This is a genomic window from Staphylococcus sp. HMSC034G07 (genome assembly GCF_001835975.1).
Taxonomy (GTDB): Bacteria; Bacillota; Bacilli; order Staphylococcales; family Staphylococcaceae; genus Staphylococcus; species Staphylococcus ureilyticus.
In genome coordinates, this window is sequence record NZ_KV826593.1 from 264,220 (window position 1) to 286,339 (window position 22,120).

Sequence of the window (22,120 nt, forward strand, 5' to 3'; positions counted from 1 at the left end):
TTCCCAACTTGTTGGGTTAGTGGTTCTTATGCTTTCGAACAGCAGAGAGAAAGTAAACTTTTTCACTTCCCAACTTGTTGGGTTAGTGGTTCTTATGCATGAGCTAAAGCTCAGGTAATCCTTATTGCGAAATCATCTTTATCGGTTTCGTATGATATCCTCTTATTAAATAAAAAAATTCATCTCATTCTCAACTTATAGCATTTTGAAATATCAGTTATATAACATCTTATGTATCTAATTTTGCTATAATAAACACTAAATACTATTAACTTTATGAGGTGGTCACTTATGATAAATGTTGAAAAATTAAAAAGTAACTTTCCTTTAGTCAATGACATGCAACAATATAAACCGATATTTTGGAAAAATCCAAATTTTCGTAATGATGAAACATTCCCTTTTTCATTAGATGATATAGAAGATGCTGCAGCAAGGTTAGAACGTTTTAGCAGTTATATACGTAATGTTTTTCCTAAAACTGAAAAAGACCATGGTCTGATTGAATCCCCACTAAAAGCAATCCCTTTTATGCAACAAGCATTAGTTGACTCTGAGCACCTTGAGCAAAGTGGTAAATTATGGCTTAAATGCGATAGTCATCTTGCTATTTCAGGCTCTATAAAGGCAAGAGGTGGTATATATGAAGTTTTAAAACTAGCTGAATCTATCGCTATAAAGGAATGTGGTTTAAAATATACAGATGATTATAAAATTTTATCCGAATCAAAATATAAAGCGTGCTTTCGTAAATATACTGTTGCTGTCGGTTCAACTGGTAACCTAGGTTTAAGTATTGGCATCATAAGTGCACAATTAGGCTTTCAAGTTATTGTACATATGTCTAGTGATGCGCGCCAATGGAAAAAGGACTTACTTCGGTCACGCGGTGTGAAAGTTGTTGAACACCAATCTGATTATCAATATGCAGTTGCTGAAGGACGGAAGGCTGCAGAAAACGACCCTACTTGTCATTTCATAGACGATGAAGGTTCTGCTGATCTTTTCTTAGGTTATACAGTTGCTGCTTTACGGTTAAAAACACAACTTAGCAATGAAGGTATACAAGTAGATGCACAACATCCCCTTTTTGTTTATCTGCCTTGTGGTGTTGGTGGAGGTCCAGGTGGTGTTGCCTTTGGATTAAATCAAGTATTTGGCGATCATGTGTATTGTCTTTTTGCTGAACCTACACATGCACCATGCATGACATTAGGAATGATGACACAACTGCACAACCAAATAGCTGTAACAGATATTGGATTAGACGGCCGTACTGATGCAGATGGTCTTGCTGTTGCCAGACCTTCAAAACTCGTTGGTCATATAATGAATTCATTATTATATGGTGCTTTTACTGTGGAAGATCAACAAATGTACCGATATTTATATTTGCTTAGTCAAAAGGAACGTATATTTGTCGAACCCTCTGCAGCATCAGGGTTTGCAGGTTTAAAAGCAGTGTTGAAACATACCGACAAAACTCATTTTAATTTATCTAATGCCAATCATATTGTATGGGCAACTGGCGGTAATATGGTACCTAAGGAAGAAATGTTAAAATATGTGGCTCAAGGCAAACAATCATAAACGTCAACGATTTAGAAACATACCTGACAACAAACATGTAACTTTAAGTATACACCCCACTTTATGTTTTGCTCGATACCTTATCTAAAAAAACGCATATATAATAACCTTGCTTCTTTTTCAATGATGGCATTAGGCTTGGTTAAAATTTATAATAAATATAATATGTTCGAAGTGGTATCGTCACACTTACTTTCACTCTAAAACCTAAAACAATATTTTAGGTTTTATTTTTTTATATAAATATAGATAAAAGCGTCTAAAGTCACGTTGCTAAGAATATTTTCTGAATATTTATTGAATTCTAAAATCAACTGTGTTAAAGTATGTTTTATCAATTCACTTTAGTTCGGTAGAGAAACAAAGCATTTAATAAAGGATGGTCATTATACTATGGATACGAAAGCACTTATTAATAACAAAGAATATGAATTATCATTTTTAAAACATTTTCAACAAGCGGATTTTAAACTTGTTGATTTTAGTTTTATAGAATCATTATCCTGGCAATCACTTACGCCTGATGATTTACAACAAATGACAGAGCGTAGCTTTTGGCAACATGACCATCATATTTTTGCTTTGCGCAATGATTTCACTGACCAATTATTGCGTTACTACAGTAATTATCAACCTGAACAACAACGTTTAGCTTATAGTGGTCCAATAGTCAGAAATAATGAAGTTTACACTCAATTAGGTATAGAACATTACAACCCAACTGTTACAGATATGCAAAACGATTTTAAAACGTTTTATAACTTTATTAAATATACGTTGAATGATGATATCGACTTTGTCATTTTAGGACATTATCAATTAATCGATTTATTATTAGCAGCTAGCGAACAAAGCCAATCGATATTAAATCTTATACAAGAGCGAAATATTTCAGAGTTAACTGCACAGTTAGGTCTTGCGCATCCTGTGGTACAGTTGCTCACTACAAAAACAACTGAACAACTTGATTTATTAACACAACTATTTCCACATGACCATCGCACCATCCAGTCTTTACATCGGTGGGAACAATGGTTTAAATCACAAAATATTACTGAAATTCATCTTGATATAACCCCTAGACCACCACGTTCTTATTACAAAGGATCATTCATGAAATGTCATTTAAAAAATAATAAAACTCAGCGTCTCACTGGTGGATTTTATAAAGGGAAATTAGAAGGCTTTGGACTAGGTTTTATACTATAAACAAGGAGTGAAAATCATGCTTACTGTCGCATTGGCAAAAGGTAGATTACTTAAAAGTTTTATAAAGTATTTAAATGAAATAAGAGAAACTGAAATAGCATATGCACTTGAACAAAGAGAGCGTCAATTACTTATAACAGTTAATGATATACAATTTATTTTAGTCAAGGGTAGTGATGTACCGATATATGTTGAACAAGGCGTTGCAGATATTGGCATCGTCGGCAGCGATATTTTAGAAGAAGGTAATTATTTTATTAACAACTTACTGGATTTACCTTTTGGCGAATGTCACTTTTCACTTGCTGCTAAACCAGAAGCTTATCAATTTAAAAAAGTAGCTACTTCATATACCCAAACAGCACGTCAATATTTTGAAGCACAAGGTTTAGATGTTGAGCTTGTAAAACTATCAGGTTCAATTGAATTGGCATGTTTGGTAGATATGGTAGATGGCATTGTTGATATTGTTCAAACTGGTACTACTTTAAAGTCAAATGGCTTAGTTGAAAAAGAAAAGATTAAAAACATCAATGCTAAACTCATTACAAATAAGGCATCATATTTTAAAAAATCAACTGAAATTGATGATTTAATTAAAACTTTGGAGGTGACGCTCATTGATTACAAATAAAGAAACATTTATGAATAACTACCTGAACCAATCTGAACTAAACGAAGATTTATATCCAATCGTAAAAGAAATTTGTGATCAAGTGAAATTTCGAGGGGACGACGCCTTAAAGGAATACAATCTAAAACTAGACAGAGTAGAAACATCACAATTATCAGTTTCTAAGGAAGACTTATTTACTGCTTATCAACGCATTGACTCATCCATACGGGAAGCTCTTGAACAAAGTCATGACAGAATTAAGGCATATCAAATGGCTATTAAACAAGAGCATCAGCAGGATAATTTAGAATGTTACGAATTATATCACCCGTTAGAGCGTGTCGGTGTCTATGTCCCAGGTGGTAAAGCTAGCTATCCCTCCACCGTGTTAATGACTGTAACACTTGCTAAAGTTGCTGGTGTTAAAAATATCGTCGTCGTTACTCCACCACAAATTGAAGGTATACCTGATATTGTACTTGCTGCCTGTTATATTGCTGGTGTTGATCAAGTTTACCAAGTTGGTGGCGCACAAAGTATTGCTGCTCTTGCGTATGGTACTGAGACAATTCCTAAAGTGGATAAAATTGTTGGACCTGGAAATCAATATGTTGCCTATGCCAAAAAATATTTATATGGGCAAGTTGGCATTGATCAGATTGCTGGTCCAAGTGAAATTGCACTAATCATTGATCGATCGGCTGACATAAATGCCATTACTTATGATGTATTTGCTCAAGCAGAACATGATGAACTCGCTAGAACATTTGTCATCAGCGAAGATAAAGACTTATTACAACAATTAGAAAATAATATTCAAAAAACTCTAAGACAAATCAAACGGCAACCTATTGTTGAAGCCAGTTTAAAACACAATCACTTCTTAATTTCAGTAGAAAACTTTACTGAAGCTTGCGATTTGATGAATCAAATTGCACCGGAACATGCATCTATACAAACACAATGTCCACATGACTATATCAACCATGTGAAATATGTAGGTGCACTCTTCTTAGGACATTATTCTCCAGAAGTTATCGGAGATTATATTGCTGGCCCAAGCCATGTACTACCTACAAATCAGACTGCTCGTTTTACCAATGGTCTATCTGTGAATGATTTCTTAACGAGACATTCTGTCATAGATTTATCACAACAAACATTTAAAAACATTGAACAATCCGCACGTAAATTAGCACATATTGAACACTTGTATAATCACGAACAATCCATAGAAATTCGAACAACAAAGGAGCCACACAATGATTAGAATTAATAAAAATGAAAGTCCACTTAAACCATTATCTAATGAACAACTTGCAACAATTATTCAACAGGCAGCATTTAACTTTTATCCTGATGATGAGTATGAGCGCTTCAAACGAGCTTATGCAGCTTTTCATAATATTTCTCCTGATCAAGTCATAGCAGGTAATGGTTCTGATGAGCTCATTCAAAAATTAATGTTAATCATGCCAGAAGGACCGGCATTGACCTTAGATCCTGACTTTTTCATGTATCAAGCTTATGCTAATCAGGTAGCTCGACCTATTGAATTTGTACCAGCAAATTCAGATTTAACATTTGATTTAGAAATGATTTTAAAACGAATTGATGAAGTACAGCCTGCATTCTTTATTATGAGTAATCCACATAATCCATCTGGCTTACAATATAGTACGACATTTTTAATGGCTATTGCAGATAAGATGCAAACATTGGGTGGTTACTTTATCATTGATGAAGCTTACTTAGATTTTGGTGAATCTTATGATATTAAGATGCAACCTCATGTTATTCAAATGCGTACGCTCTCGAAAGCGTTTGGTATCGCTGGCTTAAGACTAGGTGTGCTCATCGGTACTAATGATACCATCAAACTCATCCAAAGCATTGAGCATCCGTATCCTTTGAATACAATTACGCTTCATATCGCGATTTATATGTTTGAAAATCAAACAATGACTCGCGCGTTTATAAAGCAACAACGACAGCTTGCCCGAAAATTAAAAGATATGTTTCATGAACTTGTTGACGATGTCATGGTAGTCTTCCCTTCTGCTACAAATTTCGTATTAACCAAAGGAGAAGCTGCGCAAAGTTTAGGTGCTTATATTAAAGACAATGGATTCCTTCCAAGATTATACGATGAACCAGAAATGTCTGACTATGTACGATACTCTATTGCTACAGATGAACAATTAGATCAATTATTTATACTTATTAAAAATTGGAGGTCGCAATATGATACTAAATAAAACACGTAATACAGCAGAAACACAATTAAGCATTTCTCTGGCTGATGACCACCGTGAAAGTAATATTCATACAGGCGTTGGGTTTTTGGATCATATGTTGACACTCTTTACTTTTCACAGCCAATTATCCTTATATATAGAAGCAAATGGAGATGTTCAAGTCGATGATCATCATGTGACAGAAGATATTGGTATTGTTCTTGGACAGTTACTGTTATCGATGGTAAAGGAACGTAAATATTTTCAACGTTACGGGGTTAGTTACATACCCATGGATGAAACACTTGCGCGTACAGTCGTAGATATTAGTGGACGACCTTATTTATCTTTTAATGCTCAATTCAGTAAAGAAAAAGTAGGTACATTTGATACTGAACTCGTTGAGGAATTTTTCAGAGCACTTGTTATCAACTCACGTCTAACAACGCATATTGACTTAATTCGTGGTGGAAACACACATCATGAAATAGAAAGTATATTTAAATCTTTTGCTCGTGCGCTTAAAGATGCATTAGTCTCAAATGACGCTAATATCACTCCTTCTTCTAAGGGTGTGATTGAATGATTGCAGTGATTGACTATGGTTTAGGAAATATTAAAAACATACAACGTGCGCTTAATCGTTTAGGTTTTAATGCAATTTTAACAGATCGTGTAGAGGATATTGAGGCAGCAGATACCCTTATATTACCTGGTGTAGGTCATTTTAAAGATGCTATGCAAGCGATTGAAAAACGGGGATTAAAGTCTATTTTACAAAATATATCACATAAACCGATCATCGGTATTTGTCTAGGTATGCAATTGCTTTATGAACACAGCGCAGAAGGTGATGTAGAAGGATTACAACTTTTCCCAGGAAATATCATACCTATTCAAACACCTTATCCGGTACCGCATTTAGGGTGGAATAATTTAATCAGCAATTATACAACATTAACGCAAGATGTATATTTTGTACATTCCTATCAAGCTGAAATGTCAGATCATGTTGTTGCTTATGCAGACTATGGCACGTTGATTCCTGCAATTGTTCAATATAAAAATTTTATAGGTATCCAATTCCATCCTGAAAAAAGTGGTGAAGATGGTTTAGCGATACTTAATCAAGCTCTGAAAGGTGGTTTCTTATAATGATCAATATTTGGCCAGCTATTGATTTAATTAATGCAACAAGTGTGAGACTGACTGAAGGAAAATATGATTCAGAAGAAAAAATGACGCGCAGTGCCGAAGATAGCGTCGTTTTTTATGACAAGTTCGACTGTGTAGATCGTATTCATATTGTAGATTTAATCGGTGCCAAGCAGCAAACATCTATTGAACAGGACTACATCAAACAATTAAGAAGCCTGACCAATAAACCTATGGAAGTTGGTGGCGGTATACGTAGTTATGAAACAATCAAAGCTTATTTTGCTGACGGTATAGACTATTGTATTATTGGGACAAAAGGCATTCAAGATACTGAATGGTTAGCCAAAATGTCTTATCAATATCCGTACAAACTCTATCTATCAGTAGATGCATATCAGCGTGAAATAAAAATAAACGGCTGGGAACAAGATGCACATCTAGACTTATTCGATTTGGTTCAGCAAATCGAATCGCTACCATTGGGAGGTATCATCTATACGGATATTTCTAAAGATGGTCGCATGGCTGGCCCAAACTTTGAAATAACAGCACAGCTTGTCAAAGCAACACAAAAACCTGTCATTGCTTCTGGTGGTATTCGTCATCAACAAGACTTAGAACAATTAGAAAAATTGGGTGTTCATGCAGCAATCGTTGGTAAAGCTGCACACAACCCTGCATTTTGGGAGGGATTATCATGATTAAAAAAAGAATTATCCCCTGCCTAGATGTGAAAGATGGCCGCGTTGTCAAAGGCATACAATTTAAAGGGCTACGTGACCTTGGAAATCCTGTGGATTATGCACTTTATTACAACGAGCAAGGTGCAGATGAATTAGTCTTTTTAGATATCTCTCGAACTGAAGCTGGCCATGGGCTTATGTTAGATGTTATTGAAGAAACTGCTGAAAAACTATTCATTCCACTTACAGTAGGAGGCGGCATTTCCACAATTGATGACATTTCCCAGTTGCTAAATCATGGTGCTGACAAGGTATCTCTAAACTCTAGCGCATTAAAGCACCCTGCTTTTATCCAAGAAGCCAGTGAAAAATTTGGAAGCCAATGTATTTGTATCGCTATAGATAGTAACTTTGATACAGAGTTAAATGATTATTTTTGCTATACACATGGCGGAAAGAAACGTACAGATAAACGTGTCTATGACTGGGTTCAAGAAGTGGAGGCGCTTGGCGCTGGCGAATTATTAATAACAAGCATGACACACGATGGTATGAAACAAGGCTTTGATGTTAACCATTTACATGAGATTGAACAACTTGTGCACATCCCTATTATTGCTTCTGGTGGTGGCGGCAATCCAGAGCATTTTGTAGATTTATTCAAACAAACAAATGTCTCGGCAGGATTAGCTGCTAGCATACTGCATGACAAAGAAACCACAGTGAATGAAATTAAACAATCAATGGCTCAAGGAGGTATTCCAATAAGATGACACAACAACCTGATTTTAGTAAAGGGCTTATTCCTGCCATACTACAAGATGTTCAGACAAATCAAGTGCTTATGCTTGGTTATATGAATGAAGATGCATACAACAAAACGTTAGCTGAGGGGAAGGTTTGTTTTTATTCACGTTCTAAAGACCGCTTATGGACCAAAGGAGAAACTTCTGGTCACACCCAAGTCGTTCAAAATGTACACCTAGACTGTGATCAAGACACCTTATTGATAGATGTAATTCCCAATGGACCAACTTGTCATACTGGGAGCCAGAGTTGTTTCAATACAACGGTTCCTTTCTATGTACAACAGCTCGAAGACACTGTATCTTCAAGCGCTAACTCTAATAAAGAAAATTCATACACACAATATTTATTGAATGAAGGTTTAGAAAAAATCACGAAGAAGTTTGGTGAAGAAGCTTTTGAAGTCGTAATCGGTGCTATGAAATCTAATCAAGAAGAAGTAACAAATGAAACTGCTGATTTAATGTATCATCTTTTTGTACTTTTACATGCATTGAACATCAAATTTGAAGATATTGAGAAAACTTTGTCAAAACGTCATCAAGTTTCCAATAACTTTAAAGGAGAAAGATCAGATATAAAAAATTGGTAAATTCGATTTACTGATTGCTTCATGATTTTTCATAATCAGTTAATTTCACTAATATATACTCATATATCAAACTATAGGCTAAAACAGATCATAACTGTTTTAGCCTATAGTTTTGAATTTATTAATTTTTTATACAAATAACACCATCAAATCTTCATCATAATACCGTTTGCCATCATAAAGTGCCTTTGCTTCAGTGCCATATTTCTGAAATCCTAATTTTTCATATAATTTAATAGCACTTTGGTTTTCCGTAAGAACCGATAAACCTATAGTTTTAACCACACCTTGTTCAGTGACAATATCTATCATTTTTTGAATTAGTTGTTGAGTAAATCCTTGTTTTCTATATTGTGGATCACAATATACACCGACTAAATTACCTCTGTGCATCACTTTTTCTAATATTTCTCGATAAAAAGTTGCATAACCGATTAATTTTCCATCGTCAAATACACCCATTGTAAAATGTCTTTCGTTCGACCCTATCCTCTCTTCAAAACGTTCAATTGGTAAATGAAGCTCACGTTGATAAGTTGAAGCAAAACCTGTAGAATCAGTTTGTAGAGACTGTAAGCGCAATGAGCGATACGATTCTACATCGCTTTTCTTAAGACATCTAAACTCCATGCTCTACCTACTTTCACATTATATTATCACTTTACTATTAACTAACTCAACGTCGTAACATTAAAAATATATATTAGACTGGTCTGACAGTAATTTCATTTACATTTACATGTGAAGGTTGTTGTAATGCATAAACTACCGCTTCAGCAATATCTTTGGGTTCTAGCTTTTTACGTTCTCCCCAATCTGTCTGGCCACTTAAAGGCGTATCTACCATACCTGGCGATATGCTTGTCACTCGAACGCCAGTTTTAGCCAGCTCTTTTTCCAATCCTTGCGTAATCGTGTGCACTGCAGCTTTCGTTGCACTATATATTGTACTCATTTTCGTCACTTCAAAACCTGAGATAGAAGCAATGTTAATAATATGACCACTAGATTGAGCTAAAAATGTTGGTATAACTGCATTAATGCCATATAGTGTCCCTTTCACATTTGTATCAATCATTGATTCCCAAGCCTTTACATTACCGTCCGTTACAGCAGAAGACATCATTTGACCCGCACTATTTACAAGTATATCCAAGCGACCGAATTGTTCTTTTGCATATGCTATTAAACGTTCAACTTCTTGTTGCTGTGTCACATCCACTATTAAATATTCAACCTGTGCATGATGTTCGTTTGAACGAATACGATTTACAACATCTTTCAGCTTTGTTTCATTACGACCAGTTAATAGTAATTGTATACCGTGACTTGATAGCACCTCTGCTATGCTAGCACCAATGCCACTACTAGCACCAGTGATGATTGCAACCTTGTTCTCTAATTTAACCATCGAATCTTCCTTTCATCAAACGTATTTTATATTTTATACCCTGTCCTCAATGATTGTACCATGTGCCCTCCCCCTTGAAACAATGAGTTAGCTCATAAGCATGTGTACTTGTCATATACACTAAATCATTATAAAGTGGGTATATCATACATAACTCACTTATCTTTAAATAAATTAGGAGGATGATCCATGAACTTCACTGAAAGAATAAAAGAACTAAGAAATAATATTGATAGTACAAGTTTCGACTTTCGTTTTGAACAATTGTTTAATGAAGAAGAGTGGCTTGGACTATCGCTTAACCAGCGCCAGCAATATGAACGTGAATTCAGAAAATATGTCACCCAAAGTAATGTATTGCGTATTTCATATGCTTCACAAGATCACATTCGCATGCGTATGTATAATTCTATTTATAACTATAATGAAATCAAACATAACTTTAAATCTTATGTTTAATCATGATGAGAAAAGCCTACGTTACTGGATGAACAGTAACATAGGCTTTTCCACTTTGTAAGGGCTCTAAATAAATCATGAAAGGTGATACTAGGGAGAATAATATTCATGAAGTTTTACACACAAGATACGATGAAGTATATGTGTATAAACTTCAATGCTACTAGATGAATACAGTGTATTAATTACTTACTAGTAGCTTTTTTTCTAATCCATAGTTGTATAATTTTTCTGCATCAATATAAGCTATATAATCAATACTTCTGTATCCATCTTTAATGTCATTAATAATGCCTTGATTCACACCAGTATGTGTGTATATATCATAACTGCTTTCATTTGAAAAAATGACTTCTTCAATTACTTTTCTCATTTAATAATCACTCCGTATTTTTTCTTTCGTTAGGCATTGTTATCTTCTACACCCTTATCATAATCGATAACGTTAAGAATTTAAAGTGTTTTGTGATTAATTTCACAAAATAATCACTTTTAGTCCTTTTTAATATATTTCACACATTTTTAAATTGACAAATTGTTTAATTTTAAAAATGATTGATTTTAAAAATACGCATCATAGGTTAACGATAAAATTCCATTTATAGTACCTATTTCGTTAATATTGCGCTTAATCACGAAGCGTTAGTTATACCATTAGATAAATTGCTGTCATATTTTAGCTAATCATTTAGATCAAACGCACTGAATTTAATTTTTCTACAAATGCATGTGTTTGATGAATAATCATATCTAAATGGTTTTTTTGTGTCCCTTTAGTTAATGCATTACCAATACCGATAGCATAGGCACCACTTTTGTACCACTGCTCCATATTTTCTAATGACATGCCGCCATAAGGTATCATATGTATATTGGGGAAGATTTCACGAATGTTTTTCAAAAAAGGTACACCTAATATATTTGCAGGATACAACTTAATCACTGGTACTTCATACTGTATCGCTTTAGTTACTTCATCTTTCGAACCACATCTTGGCATGTAAGGTATTTGGTATACATTACAAATATGCGCTATTTGAACGTCTAAATGCGACGTTGCTATATAGCGAGCACCATTTATAATCGCTACACGTGCGGTTACAACATTTTGAACTGAACCTGCACCAATGATAATTGATTTACCAAATTTTTGGGTTAACGCTTTTATGGCCAATTCTGCATAGGGCGTGTTAGATGTTATTTCAATATTTTTCATACCACCCTCAATCATTTTTTCACTTTTCAATATAGCATCATCACAAGTAGATCCCTTAACTACTCCTACCAAGTAGTTTCGGTGTAATTGTTCCAAAGTCAACAATTTATCCATTAGCGTCTGTCCTTTCCAATCCATTTTATTTCATTGTAATTTTTATCTAATTTTCGTCAATCGATGTCTACGTAACCCTTTCATAGTAAGATTCATTATATTTTGTTAACAATTTGAGCAATCATTAGTATCTATGTAGCATATTGGTGTTTTATTTACAAAATGGATGCCATAGATGAGATATATCAAAAATAAAATGTACGCACCTTTGATCACGTACTTCTCTCAAATAGCCAATATTTTTATTAATAAAATAACTATTTTAGTAATAAAATGACATAAAACATCTACTTTGTGATTATACTCACAAAGTTATACGAAATGCGCTAGTTTTTTTCTATTATGAATGCTAACTTTAATATTATAAAGAAAGCGCTTTATTATATCCTTGAGTTTTGCTTACAATAGTATTTTAAAAGTAAGGCAATGGTATATGATAAAGCACATATTTTAACTTGAGAGGAACAGATTAAATGATTGATTCTTTATCACATTACAAACCTAGGTTTAAAAAATTAATTTGCGTTGATTCTGACGGATGTGCCATCGATTCTATGACTATCAAGCATGAGCGGGCATTTGGTCCAGCTATTGTTGAAGAATGGGATTTAGAAAATATAGAGTCCAAACTATTAAAGCGCTGGAATGATATAAATTTATATGAAATCACTAGAGGTATTAATCGCTTTAAAGGATTAGAACGCATGTTAAGTGAACTTGTTGAACAAGGGATTCATATTGAGGGATACGAGCATATTAAGCAGTGGGTGCAAACAACAGATGCTTTCTCTAATCCAGCACTCGAAAAAGCTATATCAAACAATCCGCAACAAAATGGATTACAAAAAGCATTATCATGGTCCCACCGTGTTAATGCAATTATCAAAACCTTACCAAGTATTGGACCATTTAAAAACGTACAAACGTCTCTACAAAATGCTTCAACTTTTGCCGATATCGCAATTGTGTCATCAGCAAATTTAGCGGCAGTAGAATATGAGTGGGAAACATACAAATTAACAGACTATTTAAGTGGCATGTTTGCACAAGAAGCAGGTACAAAAGAGCACTGTTTAGCGCACTTAAAACAATATTACAACTTAGAAGACATCATCATGTTAGGAGATGCCAAAGGAGACTTAGAAGCAGCAGAATCTCATGGTATGTACTTTTATCCAATACTAGCAGGTCATGAAGATCAATCGTGGCTAGACTTTAACAATAAATATTTAAAATTGTTTAAAGATGGTCATTTCAACCAATACACACATGACACTTTAAAACAAATATTTTTTAATAATTTTGAAGGAGAGAACTAACACTATGGTTAAAGTAGATTTGACAGCATCACCCTATCATTTAAATGACAATCAAATAGCATGGGTAGAAGAAACACTTGGTACATTAACAGACGAAGAAAAAATTGGTCAATTATTTTTTAACTTATTTTCTTTAGAAGGTGGCAAAAAATTTTTTGACGCAGACTTAACTAATAAAGATATACTTGAACGTTATCACATTGGTGGCGCTCGATATGAAGGTGGAAACAAAGAAGAAGTTCAAAACTTACTCAATGATTTACAAAGGCATACGAAAGTTCCAGTGCTTGTAGCAGCAAACTGTGATTCAGGAGGAAATGGTGCATGTAAAGATGGTACATATATCGCAAGTGCTGCTCAATGTGAAGCTGCCCAAGATACAAAAGTTTCATATAATGCTGGTCTCGTTTCAGCACGTGAATCCTCAGCACTTGGTGTACACATTAATTTCGATCCCTGTGTAGACATACTTAAGAATTGGCGCAATACAATCGTTAATACACGTGCATATGGCACAGATGCTGAAACAGTTATTAAATATTCAAGTGCATTTATTGACGGCTTTAATGCTGAACGCGATATGATTACATGTATCAAACACTTCCCTGGAGACGGTACGGAAGAGCGTGACCAGCACTTGGTGCTTGGAGTAAATGAACTATCTACCGAGGAATGGGACGACAGCTTCCGAAAAGTTTATCAACATCACATTGATCGCGGTGTACAGATGATAATGGCAGGACATATTGCACAACCTGCTTATTCAAAAAAATTAAATCCAAGTCTCGAAGATAAAGACATTTTACCTGCAACTCTTTCTTCTGAACTAATTACTGATTTACTAAAAGATGATATGAAATTTAATGGTTTAGTCGTTACTGATGCTAGCCATATGTTAGGTATGACTGCTTCTATGCGTCGCGAAGATTATGTTCCATTAGCCATTGCAGCTGGTTGTGATATGTTCTTGTTCTTCAATGATTTGGAAGAAGATTACCAATTTATGCTCAATGGTTATAAAAACGGGGTCATCACAGAAGAGAGATTAAATGATGCCGTAAGACGTATCTTAGGTTTAAAAGCACAACTCAATCTTCACATGAAACAAGAAGACGGTTCAATCATTCAACCTCAAGAAGCATTAGATATTATCGGTTGTACAGAACATTTAGAAATGCGCGCAGAAGCAGCTGATTTAGGCATAACACTTGTAAAAAACACTTTAAATCAATTACCTATCCGACCTGAAACACATAAAAATATTATGCTTTATGTGATCGAAGGCGAAAAAGATGGCATCTATAAATCAGCGAATAACGTCACAGATGATATTATAAAAGAACTCGAATCTCGTGGATTTAATGTGACATTAAATGATGGTTCAACACGTATTAAAGGTAAAACATTAGAATATCGTGAAAAAGTAGACGCTGCGTTAGTATTTGCAAATATTATCGGCTATGCTGCTGAAAATAACTATCGCATTAAATGGGGTACAGCCATGAGCAATGAAATACCGTGGTATGTACATGAAGTACCAACCGTGTTTATTTCTACCAATTTCACGACTCACTTGCATGATGCAACAATGGTTAAAGCTTATATAAACGCTTATCATTCCAACAGAGAAAATATTAAACAAACCATTGATAAGATCATGGGAGAAAGTGAATTTAAAGGTCAATATAATGACTTAGTATGGACAGAAAAATGGCAAGCAAAATTATAAAAAAGCGAGTTATAATATCATGCTTAGGATATAATACCTATGCTTAAATTAAGGACTAATCTCTCACATTAAAATGAGATTAGTCCTTTTTATATTGAAATACTTTCGTATGGGTATAGCTAGAGTATGTTTGTTCGAACTGTACACATTCACGTATTTTATTATCTACAGCGTCAACACAGTACTCTTTTGTCTCCTTTTATAACGATCATAAAGCTAAACAAACTAATTTATACTAAAACTTACTAAACATACAAAATACATTTTATTATATATAATGCCGCTAAATCATATTATTCAATTTGATACCCCCTTTTCTATAAAACCAAAATAACCCTAAAGCTTGTTATAGGCTTCAGGGTGAATATACTTATAATTGTATTTAGTTGTTTATGATTTATAGCCAAAGTTAGGTATGTTTTCCCAACGTTTCTTGAAATAATGTGCAACTGCTTTAGGGCGACGTTCACGCGTGAATATTCCTTTTTTGTTTCCTTGGACACGGATAATATCTGCAGATGTTTCAAAATCTGCAAAATTCCATGTATGTTCACCAATAAATTGTGGATATTGATCAATGACTTCATGATTTGCTTCATAATAACGAATTTGGTACTCTTCCGTAAATAATTCATCATTTAGTGAATGTAATCCTGCTACTGTGTCCGCACCATATTCTGTAAACATAATTGGCTTATGCGGTTGTTTTTCACTCCAACCATCTAACTCAGTTCTTAAAGCTTCTTTAGCAGCTTCCAAGTCGCCTGTTTGTGTATACCATCCGTAATATCTGTTCAGACATAATACATCTACTAAATCTTGAACTTGGCAATTATCCGGCTGTGACATTAAAATGGTTACGATTGTTACAGGTCTGTTTTGTGGATCGCAAGAACGTGCTAAGTTGACCAAGGGCTCAAAATATTCTTTTGCGCCTTCTTCAGTTGAAGCTGGTTCATTAGCTATTGACCACATTACTACACATGCATGGTTTTTATCTCTATCAATCAAATCTTTGATAACAGATTCGTGTGCTTTTTTCGTTCCAATTTCTTTAAATGTATCTCTTGTAGACACACCATATAATACAGTGCTAAAGTTTAAATGCACGCCGACAGCAGTTGTTTCATCTATGACAACAATACCTTGTTCATCTGCCAATCGCATCATTTCTTCAGAATAAGGATAGTGTGACGTTCTAAATGAGTTACCGCCAATCCATTTAATCAGATTGAAATCCATAACGTTTGTTACTTCATTTAATCCTCGGCCATTATAATAGGTATCTTCATGCTTACCAAATCCTTTAAAATAAAACGGTTGATCATTGATTAAAAATTGCCCCTGTTTTACTTCCACAGATCGTATACCAAAACGCTCAGTATAACTATCTACAGCTTGGTTATTATCTACTAACGTTACTTCTAAATGATATAAGTAAGCATTCAAAGGTTGCCATAAATGCGGCTGTTCAACCTTGATAGAACCCTGTGCACCAGTCGTTTCTGCTACAACCTTTCCCGCTTCATCTATCAATTTAATTAAGATATCATCCACTGGTTCATTGATGGAAACATTATAATTTATATCTGCCACATTATTTTTAACTTCTGGAACAATTTCAATATCTTTTATAAATGTTTGTGGTGTTGTATAAATTTTAACGGGTCTATGCAAACCAGCATAATTGAAAAAGTCAAAATTAGGTTTATTTCTTTTAATCAAATTACCATCTTTGTCTGTGGTTTCGCTATAATTACCAACAGGTAAAGTCGTTTCGTCTAATATATTATTTACACAAACCGTTAAACGATGTTTTCCTGTAGAGAATTTTTGATTTAATTCCACTTCAAATGGTAGAAATCCTCCTTGATGTGATGTGACTTCTTGACCATCGATATAAACAGTTGCTTTATGTGTAGCTGAACCAAATCTCAACACAATACGTTCATCTGATAGTACATTAGGTATCGTAAACATTCTTTCATACCAAACGTTTCCTACATGATTACGTATGTTTGCAGTCACGCCTTGATCATTATATGAACCAGGTACTGCCATAACTAAATCAGTGTCCAAAGGTTTCGTTACATCTATTTGATCATAGTTCTCTTCTAATTTAAACTGCCAAACACCATTTAAGTCTATGATACTTCTCTGTTCATTTGTTACTGGATATAGCATATAAATGCTCCTCTCATAAAATTAAATACAAAATAGTTATAATTCCTCTCTAAGTGCTAGTTCTTTAACAATTTGTTTATGTTTCTGATCTGTTAATGGGTATGCAATGAAGAAAAGTATCACTGCAACTAAACAAATGACCGCGGGTACCACAAAGAATAATATTTTTAAACCGAATATTGTATCAGGCGTTTGTGCCGCATTAGGTACATAACCAATAATTGTTAATGCCATACCTGGTATAAAACCTGCTAAGCCTTGTGAAATTTTTCTAGTAAAACTATAACTTGCATAAATAATACCTTCAGATCTAAGTCCTGATTGCCATTGTCCGTATTCTACAACATCAGCTATAAACGCCCATGTCACCGTATTTGGAATAACTAAGAATAATTGTGCAATCGTGTTAAATATTAAGAAAAGTACAATTTGCTCTGAAAATAACGAAAAGTTCACAATTTGGAAAATAATAAAACCACTTACGCCTATGACTGCTGTCATTTTTTTACCTACTTTTTTACTTAAGAAAGTAGTTAGGAATAATGCTGGTATTAAAACAATAAAATTCAATGTACTTACAATTCCTATTAAATTATCAAAACCAAGTACATTTTTGTAATAATATAGTTGCGCACCTTGTTGTAAAAATAAAGCAGTAATCGTTAGCAATGTATAAATTGCTAAAATTATAAATGGTCTATTTTTCAGTAAATTAAAAAACGCTTTACGCCCTAAACCTTTTACTTGCGGACGTTCAATTGTATGACGCTCTTTAACCCCCTTATAACACAACATATGTAGTGTGACACCTGCAATTGCAAGTATTCCTACTGCAATCGGATAACCAATCGCATGATTCGGAAATAGACTTACTAACGGAATAATAACAATGCCTGAAATAAACATGGCACCTTGTGACCCTAAATTACGAAACACTGATAATTGTGTTCAATCATCCGCATTAATCGTCATTGAGGCAGACAATGAACCATAAGGTATATTCACGACAGAATAAGCAGCATTGAATAGTAAATATGTTCCAAATGCCCATATAATTTTACCTGTTTCACTGATATCAGGAGAAATAAAAGTTAAAACAGTCAATATTGCTAAAGGAACGCTCCCATATAAAATAAATGGTCTAAATTTTCCTCGCTTTGAAAAATTCTTCTGATTATCGACAAGAGTTCCTACACCCGTGTCTACAAATGCATCGAAAAATTTAGCAACTAAAAATACGAGACCACCAACGGCAGACGGAATTCCCAAAATATCTGTATAAAAAAGCAGTAAATAAATTTGCCCCATATCAAACATTAATCCGTTACCTAAATCCCCAAATCCATAAGCTAGTTTTTCTTTGAATTTTAATTTCGGTGATTCAATTTCGTTAAATTTTTTCAATTTCTTATTTGCCGGTTTTAATCTGGCTGTAACCATAAGGATTACCTCTTTCCACTATCGAAACAACATTTGTGCACCTCATCTTTGCAGTTTCATAGTCTGTTTTATTGAATGTGGCCATCAATCATAACTTTCCCCATAGAATTGAAAGCGTTTTCTTACGTACATAAAAATTTTTAACCCTCTAGAATAGATTCGCTTATTATTTTCACGTGCATACACCCTTAACACTTTTTGATAGAGCTCTTACTTTTATTATATTTTTATAATGACAATAGTCAATAAAAAATAACAACGTTGTTAAAATTGTGTCTTACTTATCCATCTATGCTATTTTTTTTCAACTATTGCTAAAGTCTGTAATAACGCCAATCCAAATTGATACTATACTTTATTACATACAATTGCGCGGAAAATATTAAATTAGCTCTAAGTTTAATGTGAATTGGTGCTATTTTAATTATTTTCAGAGATAATTATGATTTTTTTGATATTTTCCTAATTTTTTTACAATTTTTTTATTGAATATTTAATTTTCTGATTTTTCATTATATCTACTAATAAAATTCTTTATGTTCCGTCCGATATTTCAATGGTGTCTTGCCATATTGCTTTTTAAAACATTGTGCGAAATAACTTTGTTCCTTAAAACCAACATATTTTGCCACTTCGGCAACAGTCATTTTTGTCCGCGCTATTAAGTCACGCCCTTTTTTTATTCTTAGTGCTGTAATAAATTGTGATAAAGATTGATGACATTCCTGATTAAAAATTCTTGATAGATAACTAGGTGCCAAATTCACATAATTCGCTAATTCTTCTAAAGTTAAATTACTATCTAAGTTTCTTTCAATATATTGAATCACTTTACTTACTTTAGGGCTAAAGGCATTCGCTTTAATTTTCATAGCCCTTTCTGCATATTCCTTTACAATTGCATACGTTAATTCTTCCAATACTTCTACATCCAATGTCCGATCAATCATTGCAGCATATCGAGCGGATATTTCATCGATATGTATAAGACTTACACCCGCTTTTTCACCAGCTTTACGGCATAAAGTATTGATCAAATATGCTTTATATTGTTCATTTGATAGATCATCCTTCACTCGTCGTAAACCAGTCACAGACAAACTCATCTTTTTTAAAATCGTTAATGCTTCTTCGACATTTCCGTTTTCTACTGCAGTCAACAATTGATTTTCTAAATTATATCTATATTCTATTTCTTGTAATGTGTAATCACTTTGAAGCTTAGAATCAGCTAAAAATGTTTCATTTGCATGAAAACTGAAGTCAATTTCTACCGTTTCATAGACAATATTTCTTTTCTTCAAAAAACGAATTGCTAAACGACACATTTTTTGTGCTTTAACATGATGACATATTGGTATTTTAAGTAGATATTGTTTCAGTGTAGGCAGCTTAGAAATTTTAATATTTAAATTAAGTAACATTTCATTACATTGGCGCTCATTGGGTCGTTTATCCATATAAGGCCCAATAATATATATTTTTCTATATTTTTTAAATTTAAAAATCAAAAAGCTAACATTAAAACTATTTTTATAGTGATAAATTTTATTACTTTGCATATGCACAATAAAATGTTTCAACTCATTTCTATATTGTTTTTTGGTAGTATTCATAAAAGGTGTCTTAATATGGTTACTAATTGCATTTATGTTGTCCATATCATAACCTTCTAACTGAATACCCAACAATTGTATAGCATGCATTTGCAATATTTCTAGCGTTTCATTTTTCATAAAAAAACACCCCATTCCTTATATTTTTATTATATCTAAATATTAAGGAATAGAGTATCAAATGAATAAAAAATATTTAATTTATTTTTAGTATTTTATATATTTAGGCATGTAAGGCTATTGATCACTCTGTGTCTATTGTTTCTTACCCAATTTTAATTTAAACGGCGCATAGAATAAGACAAAGATAAGCACCAAACCTAAATAACCGATTAATGGATAGAAGATTGCTACCAGATCTGTAAATCCGACAAAACTTAAGCAAAGTCCTACAAGGATTGTAATAGTATAAAATATCTTAAAACGTATAGAATCTACAACAGTGAAACGTGTTGCAAATGCATAAAACATACCTAGTCCTGTATTGAAAATCATACCAAATATCACGATTGCCATAATGATACCTAGAATTGGTGATATATGGTTCACAATACCTAACATAGGCATTTCCATATTACCGACAATATTGATTTGTGTAAAAATTGCTAAATGACTTAAGACAATCATAGCACCCAATATCAGGCCACCTACTAAGCCTCCAATTGCTGCTACTTTTGAATTTTTTTCTGCTCCACCCATTACAATAGCCATTGAAGCACCTACTGCTGTATTAAATGAAGCATAATTAATACCTGCAACAAACCAATTAGGTAATGTCGAAGGTTTCGCATCTGAAATTGTATTTAATTCAGAAAATGGTACATTTGTAGTTAAGAAACTATAAATCGAAATAATTAATATAAAAATAATTAAAAACGGCGTAATATTGCCAATAACTTTAACTACACCTTCTACCTTTAACATTCCTGCAAGGATGATTAATACAGTCATTAATAATGTACCAACGAGCGATGGTACCCCAAATTGTTGATTTAAGTTTGACCCAGCACCTGCAATCATCACTACACCGACACCAAACAAAGTAAAGATAATGACTAAATCAATAATCCATCCCAATAATTTTCCAAATAATGATTTTCCAGTAATATTATGTATAACGACTTTATGTGAATCTGTATCAAACTTACTCCCTAACCAAACAAGCATCATCCCAACATAAGCAAACAACGCTGTGGTAATGATAGCACCCAAAGTGCCCAAAATACCAAAACTAGTAAAATATTGCAGCACTTCTTGTCCAGAAGCAAATCCAGCACCAACGATGACACCGATAAAAGCACTAGCAATCAGTAATATTCTTTTCATCATGTTACCCCCTTATTGAGTCTACTATATACAACTTAAATAAAATTTCAATTATAATAACTATGATTATTGTATATTTGGCATCTAAACTACTTAAAATTTCTACGATTACTCAATTTTATCATTTTATCCATAATTTATGTTGAAATACTTAAAAGACTAAGCAATTCATGCAATATAGCATTTGGAACATAAACCCTAGAAAAATAACATGAAGATGATTTAATTCAGTCCATCTGTGTTATTCATTGTTACTCATCAATACTACGACTTATTTATGTCTAAATTCACATTAAAATATTTTTAAAAATAAGGACCTATATTAACCCAAGTAGTAAATCAATGACCTAACTATAATTAAAATAATATTGAAAAAGGCAATTTCTATATGATTTCAATAGAAATTGCCTTTTT

The 22,120-nt window shown here is 33.4% G+C and carries 20 protein-coding genes and 1 pseudogene; 13 read left to right on the top strand and 8 right to left on the bottom strand.

The genetic code is table 11. The features are described from left to right. Positions 1-291: 291 nt before the first annotated feature. The 10 genes from HMPREF2586_RS02560 to hisIE all read left to right on the top strand — a co-directional run bounded on the left by HMPREF2586_RS02560 (position 292) and on the right by hisIE (position 8,892). Positions 292-1,590 carry a D-serine ammonia-lyase gene (locus tag HMPREF2586_RS02560; protein ID WP_070657964.1) on the top strand — a complete coding sequence of 433 codons (1,299 nt, stop codon included), beginning with the start codon at positions 292-294 and terminating at the stop codon, positions 1,588-1,590. Positions 1,591-1,983: 393 nt separating this feature from the next. Beyond that, complete coding sequence (locus tag HMPREF2586_RS02565) at positions 1,984-2,799, top strand: ATP phosphoribosyltransferase regulatory subunit (RefSeq protein WP_046206802.1); 816 nt, start codon at positions 1,984-1,986, stop codon at positions 2,797-2,799. 16 nt (positions 2,800-2,815) lie between these two features. Next, the gene (gene hisG / locus HMPREF2586_RS02570; protein ID WP_019470094.1) at positions 2,816-3,433 is read left to right on the top strand and encodes an ATP phosphoribosyltransferase; all 618 of its coding nucleotides are present in this window, start codon (positions 2,816-2,818) and stop codon (positions 3,431-3,433) included. Next, positions 3,423-4,685, top strand: a complete 1,263-nt coding sequence (hisD, locus tag HMPREF2586_RS02575; protein WP_070658099.1) for a histidinol dehydrogenase — start codon at positions 3,423-3,425, stop codon at positions 4,683-4,685. The genes hisG and hisD overlap by 11 nt, the downstream gene beginning before the upstream one ends. Next, the gene (locus HMPREF2586_RS02580; RefSeq protein ID WP_019470092.1) at positions 4,678-5,673 is read left to right on the top strand and encodes a pyridoxal phosphate-dependent aminotransferase; all 996 of its coding nucleotides are present in this window, start codon (positions 4,678-4,680) and stop codon (positions 5,671-5,673) included. Before hisD ends, HMPREF2586_RS02580 begins: the two co-directional genes overlap by 8 nt. Next, entirely contained in the window at positions 5,660-6,238 is a 579-nt protein-coding gene (gene hisB / locus HMPREF2586_RS02585) for an imidazoleglycerol-phosphate dehydratase HisB (protein WP_046206801.1), read from the top strand. The genes HMPREF2586_RS02580 and hisB overlap by 14 nt, the downstream gene beginning before the upstream one ends. Next, a complete protein-coding gene (gene hisH, locus HMPREF2586_RS02590) occupies positions 6,235-6,807 on the top strand; it encodes an imidazole glycerol phosphate synthase subunit HisH (RefSeq protein ID WP_019470090.1) in 573 nt (190 codons plus the stop codon). Before hisB ends, hisH begins: the two co-directional genes overlap by 4 nt. Further along, a complete protein-coding gene (gene hisA / locus HMPREF2586_RS02595; protein WP_070657965.1) occupies positions 6,807-7,511 on the top strand; it encodes a 1-(5-phosphoribosyl)-5-((5-phosphoribosylamino)methylideneamino)imidazole-4-carboxamide isomerase in 705 nt (234 codons plus the stop codon). Before hisH ends, hisA begins: the two co-directional genes overlap by 1 nt. Further along, the gene (hisF, locus tag HMPREF2586_RS02600) at positions 7,508-8,266 is read left to right on the top strand and encodes an imidazole glycerol phosphate synthase subunit HisF (protein ID WP_046206799.1); all 759 of its coding nucleotides are present in this window, start codon (positions 7,508-7,510) and stop codon (positions 8,264-8,266) included. Before hisA ends, hisF begins: the two co-directional genes overlap by 4 nt. Further along, complete coding sequence (gene hisIE / locus HMPREF2586_RS02605; protein WP_070812619.1) at positions 8,263-8,892, top strand: bifunctional phosphoribosyl-AMP cyclohydrolase/phosphoribosyl-ATP diphosphatase HisIE; 630 nt, start codon at positions 8,263-8,265, stop codon at positions 8,890-8,892. Before hisF ends, hisIE begins: the two co-directional genes overlap by 4 nt. 129 nt (positions 8,893-9,021) lie before the next feature. On the opposite strand, the gene HMPREF2586_RS02610 is transcribed toward hisIE, so the two are convergent. Together HMPREF2586_RS02610 and HMPREF2586_RS02615 are read right to left on the bottom strand one after the other, a co-directional pair. Next, complete coding sequence (locus HMPREF2586_RS02610; RefSeq protein WP_070812620.1) at positions 9,022-9,522, bottom strand: GNAT family N-acetyltransferase; 501 nt, start codon at positions 9,520-9,522, stop codon at positions 9,022-9,024. Positions 9,523-9,595: 73 nt separating this feature from the next. Beyond that, on the bottom strand, positions 9,596-10,303 hold the full coding sequence (locus tag HMPREF2586_RS02615) for an SDR family oxidoreductase (protein ID WP_019470085.1): 708 nt from the start codon (positions 10,301-10,303) through the stop codon (positions 9,596-9,598). A gap of 189 nt (positions 10,304-10,492) precedes the next feature. On the opposite strand from HMPREF2586_RS02615, the gene HMPREF2586_RS02620 reads away from it, so the two are divergent. Continuing rightward, positions 10,493-10,762 carry a DUF1413 domain-containing protein gene (locus HMPREF2586_RS02620; RefSeq protein ID WP_019470084.1) on the top strand — a complete coding sequence of 90 codons (270 nt, stop codon included), beginning with the start codon at positions 10,493-10,495 and terminating at the stop codon, positions 10,760-10,762. Between the two features lie 181 nt (positions 10,763-10,943). Here HMPREF2586_RS02620 and HMPREF2586_RS02625 read toward each other — a convergent pair whose 3' ends face one another. Both HMPREF2586_RS02625 and HMPREF2586_RS02630 read right to left on the bottom strand, forming a co-directional pair. Further along, positions 10,944-11,135, bottom strand: coding sequence for a hypothetical protein (locus tag HMPREF2586_RS02625; RefSeq protein WP_019470083.1), 192 nt, complete (start codon positions 11,133-11,135; stop codon positions 10,944-10,946). A gap of 315 nt (positions 11,136-11,450) precedes the next feature. Continuing rightward, the gene (locus tag HMPREF2586_RS02630) at positions 11,451-12,116 is read right to left on the bottom strand and encodes a beta/alpha barrel domain-containing protein (RefSeq protein ID WP_083310394.1); all 666 of its coding nucleotides are present in this window, start codon (positions 12,114-12,116) and stop codon (positions 11,451-11,453) included. Positions 12,117-12,565: 449 nt separating this feature from the next. Here HMPREF2586_RS02630 and HMPREF2586_RS02635 point away from each other — a divergent pair, with 449 nt between their 5' ends. Both HMPREF2586_RS02635 and HMPREF2586_RS02640 read left to right on the top strand, forming a co-directional pair. Beyond that, entirely contained in the window at positions 12,566-13,411 is an 846-nt protein-coding gene (locus HMPREF2586_RS02635) for an HAD hydrolase-like protein (protein ID WP_064209288.1), read from the top strand. Positions 13,412-13,415: 4 nt separating this feature from the next. Then, positions 13,416-15,140, top strand: a complete 1,725-nt coding sequence (locus HMPREF2586_RS02640; protein WP_064209287.1) for a glycoside hydrolase family 3 protein — start codon at positions 13,416-13,418, stop codon at positions 15,138-15,140. A 390-nt stretch (positions 15,141-15,530) separates the two neighbouring features. On the opposite strand, the gene uidA is transcribed toward HMPREF2586_RS02640, so the two are convergent. The 4 genes and pseudogenes from uidA to HMPREF2586_RS02660 all read right to left on the bottom strand — a co-directional run bounded on the left by uidA (position 15,531) and on the right by HMPREF2586_RS02660 (position 21,706). Beyond that, on the bottom strand, positions 15,531-17,324 hold the full coding sequence (gene uidA, locus HMPREF2586_RS02645; RefSeq protein ID WP_046206795.1) for a beta-glucuronidase: 1,794 nt from the start codon (positions 17,322-17,324) through the stop codon (positions 15,531-15,533). Between the two features lie 36 nt (positions 17,325-17,360). Next, a pseudogene (locus HMPREF2586_RS02650) lies at positions 17,361-18,764 on the bottom strand (MFS transporter). A 521-nt stretch (positions 18,765-19,285) separates the two neighbouring features. Then, positions 19,286-20,500, bottom strand: a complete 1,215-nt coding sequence (locus HMPREF2586_RS02655; RefSeq protein ID WP_070657969.1) for a helix-turn-helix domain-containing protein — start codon at positions 20,498-20,500, stop codon at positions 19,286-19,288. Positions 20,501-20,635: 135 nt separating this feature from the next. After that, positions 20,636-21,706: a YkvI family membrane protein gene (locus HMPREF2586_RS02660; protein WP_019470076.1), complete on the bottom strand. Its 1,071-nt coding sequence runs from the start codon at positions 21,704-21,706 to the stop codon at positions 20,636-20,638. Between the last annotated feature and the right edge of the window lie 414 nt (positions 21,707-22,120).

Excerpts from the sequence above, each read along its gene's own strand:
- HMPREF2586_RS02560 (WP_070657964.1), top strand. The coding sequence starts at position 292 with ATGATAAATGTTGAAAAATTAAAAAGTAACTTTCCTTTAGTCAATGAC.
- HMPREF2586_RS02565 (WP_046206802.1), top strand. The coding sequence starts at position 1,984 with ATGGATACGAAAGCACTTATTAATAACAAAGAATATGAATTATCATTT.
- hisG (WP_019470094.1), top strand. The coding sequence starts at position 2,816 with ATGCTTACTGTCGCATTGGCAAAAGGTAGATTACTTAAAAGTTTTATA.
- HMPREF2586_RS02580 (WP_019470092.1), top strand. The coding sequence starts at position 4,678 with ATGATTAGAATTAATAAAAATGAAAGTCCACTTAAACCATTATCTAAT.
- hisB (WP_046206801.1), top strand. The coding sequence starts at position 5,660 with ATGATACTAAATAAAACACGTAATACAGCAGAAACACAATTAAGCATT.
- hisH (WP_019470090.1), top strand. The coding sequence starts at position 6,235 with ATGATTGCAGTGATTGACTATGGTTTAGGAAATATTAAAAACATACAA.
- hisA (WP_070657965.1), top strand. The coding sequence starts at position 6,807 with ATGATCAATATTTGGCCAGCTATTGATTTAATTAATGCAACAAGTGTG.
- hisF (WP_046206799.1), top strand. The coding sequence starts at position 7,508 with ATGATTAAAAAAAGAATTATCCCCTGCCTAGATGTGAAAGATGGCCGC.
- hisIE (WP_070812619.1), top strand. The coding sequence starts at position 8,263 with ATGACACAACAACCTGATTTTAGTAAAGGGCTTATTCCTGCCATACTA.
- HMPREF2586_RS02610 (WP_070812620.1), bottom strand. The coding sequence starts at position 9,522 with ATGGAGTTTAGATGTCTTAAGAAAAGCGATGTAGAATCGTATCGCTCA.
- HMPREF2586_RS02615 (WP_019470085.1), bottom strand. The coding sequence starts at position 10,303 with ATGGTTAAATTAGAGAACAAGGTTGCAATCATCACTGGTGCTAGTAGT.
- HMPREF2586_RS02620 (WP_019470084.1), top strand. The coding sequence starts at position 10,493 with ATGAACTTCACTGAAAGAATAAAAGAACTAAGAAATAATATTGATAGT.
- HMPREF2586_RS02625 (WP_019470083.1), bottom strand. The coding sequence starts at position 11,135 with ATGAGAAAAGTAATTGAAGAAGTCATTTTTTCAAATGAAAGCAGTTAT.
- HMPREF2586_RS02630 (WP_083310394.1), bottom strand. The coding sequence starts at position 12,116 with ATGGATTGGAAAGGACAGACGCTAATGGATAAATTGTTGACTTTGGAA.
- HMPREF2586_RS02635 (WP_064209288.1), top strand. The coding sequence starts at position 12,566 with ATGATTGATTCTTTATCACATTACAAACCTAGGTTTAAAAAATTAATT.
- HMPREF2586_RS02640 (WP_064209287.1), top strand. The coding sequence starts at position 13,416 with ATGGTTAAAGTAGATTTGACAGCATCACCCTATCATTTAAATGACAAT.
- uidA (WP_046206795.1), bottom strand. The coding sequence starts at position 17,324 with ATGCTATATCCAGTAACAAATGAACAGAGAAGTATCATAGACTTAAAT.
- HMPREF2586_RS02655 (WP_070657969.1), bottom strand. The coding sequence starts at position 20,500 with ATGAAAAATGAAACGCTAGAAATATTGCAAATGCATGCTATACAATTG.
- HMPREF2586_RS02660 (WP_019470076.1), bottom strand. The coding sequence starts at position 21,706 with ATGAAAAGAATATTACTGATTGCTAGTGCTTTTATCGGTGTCATCGTT.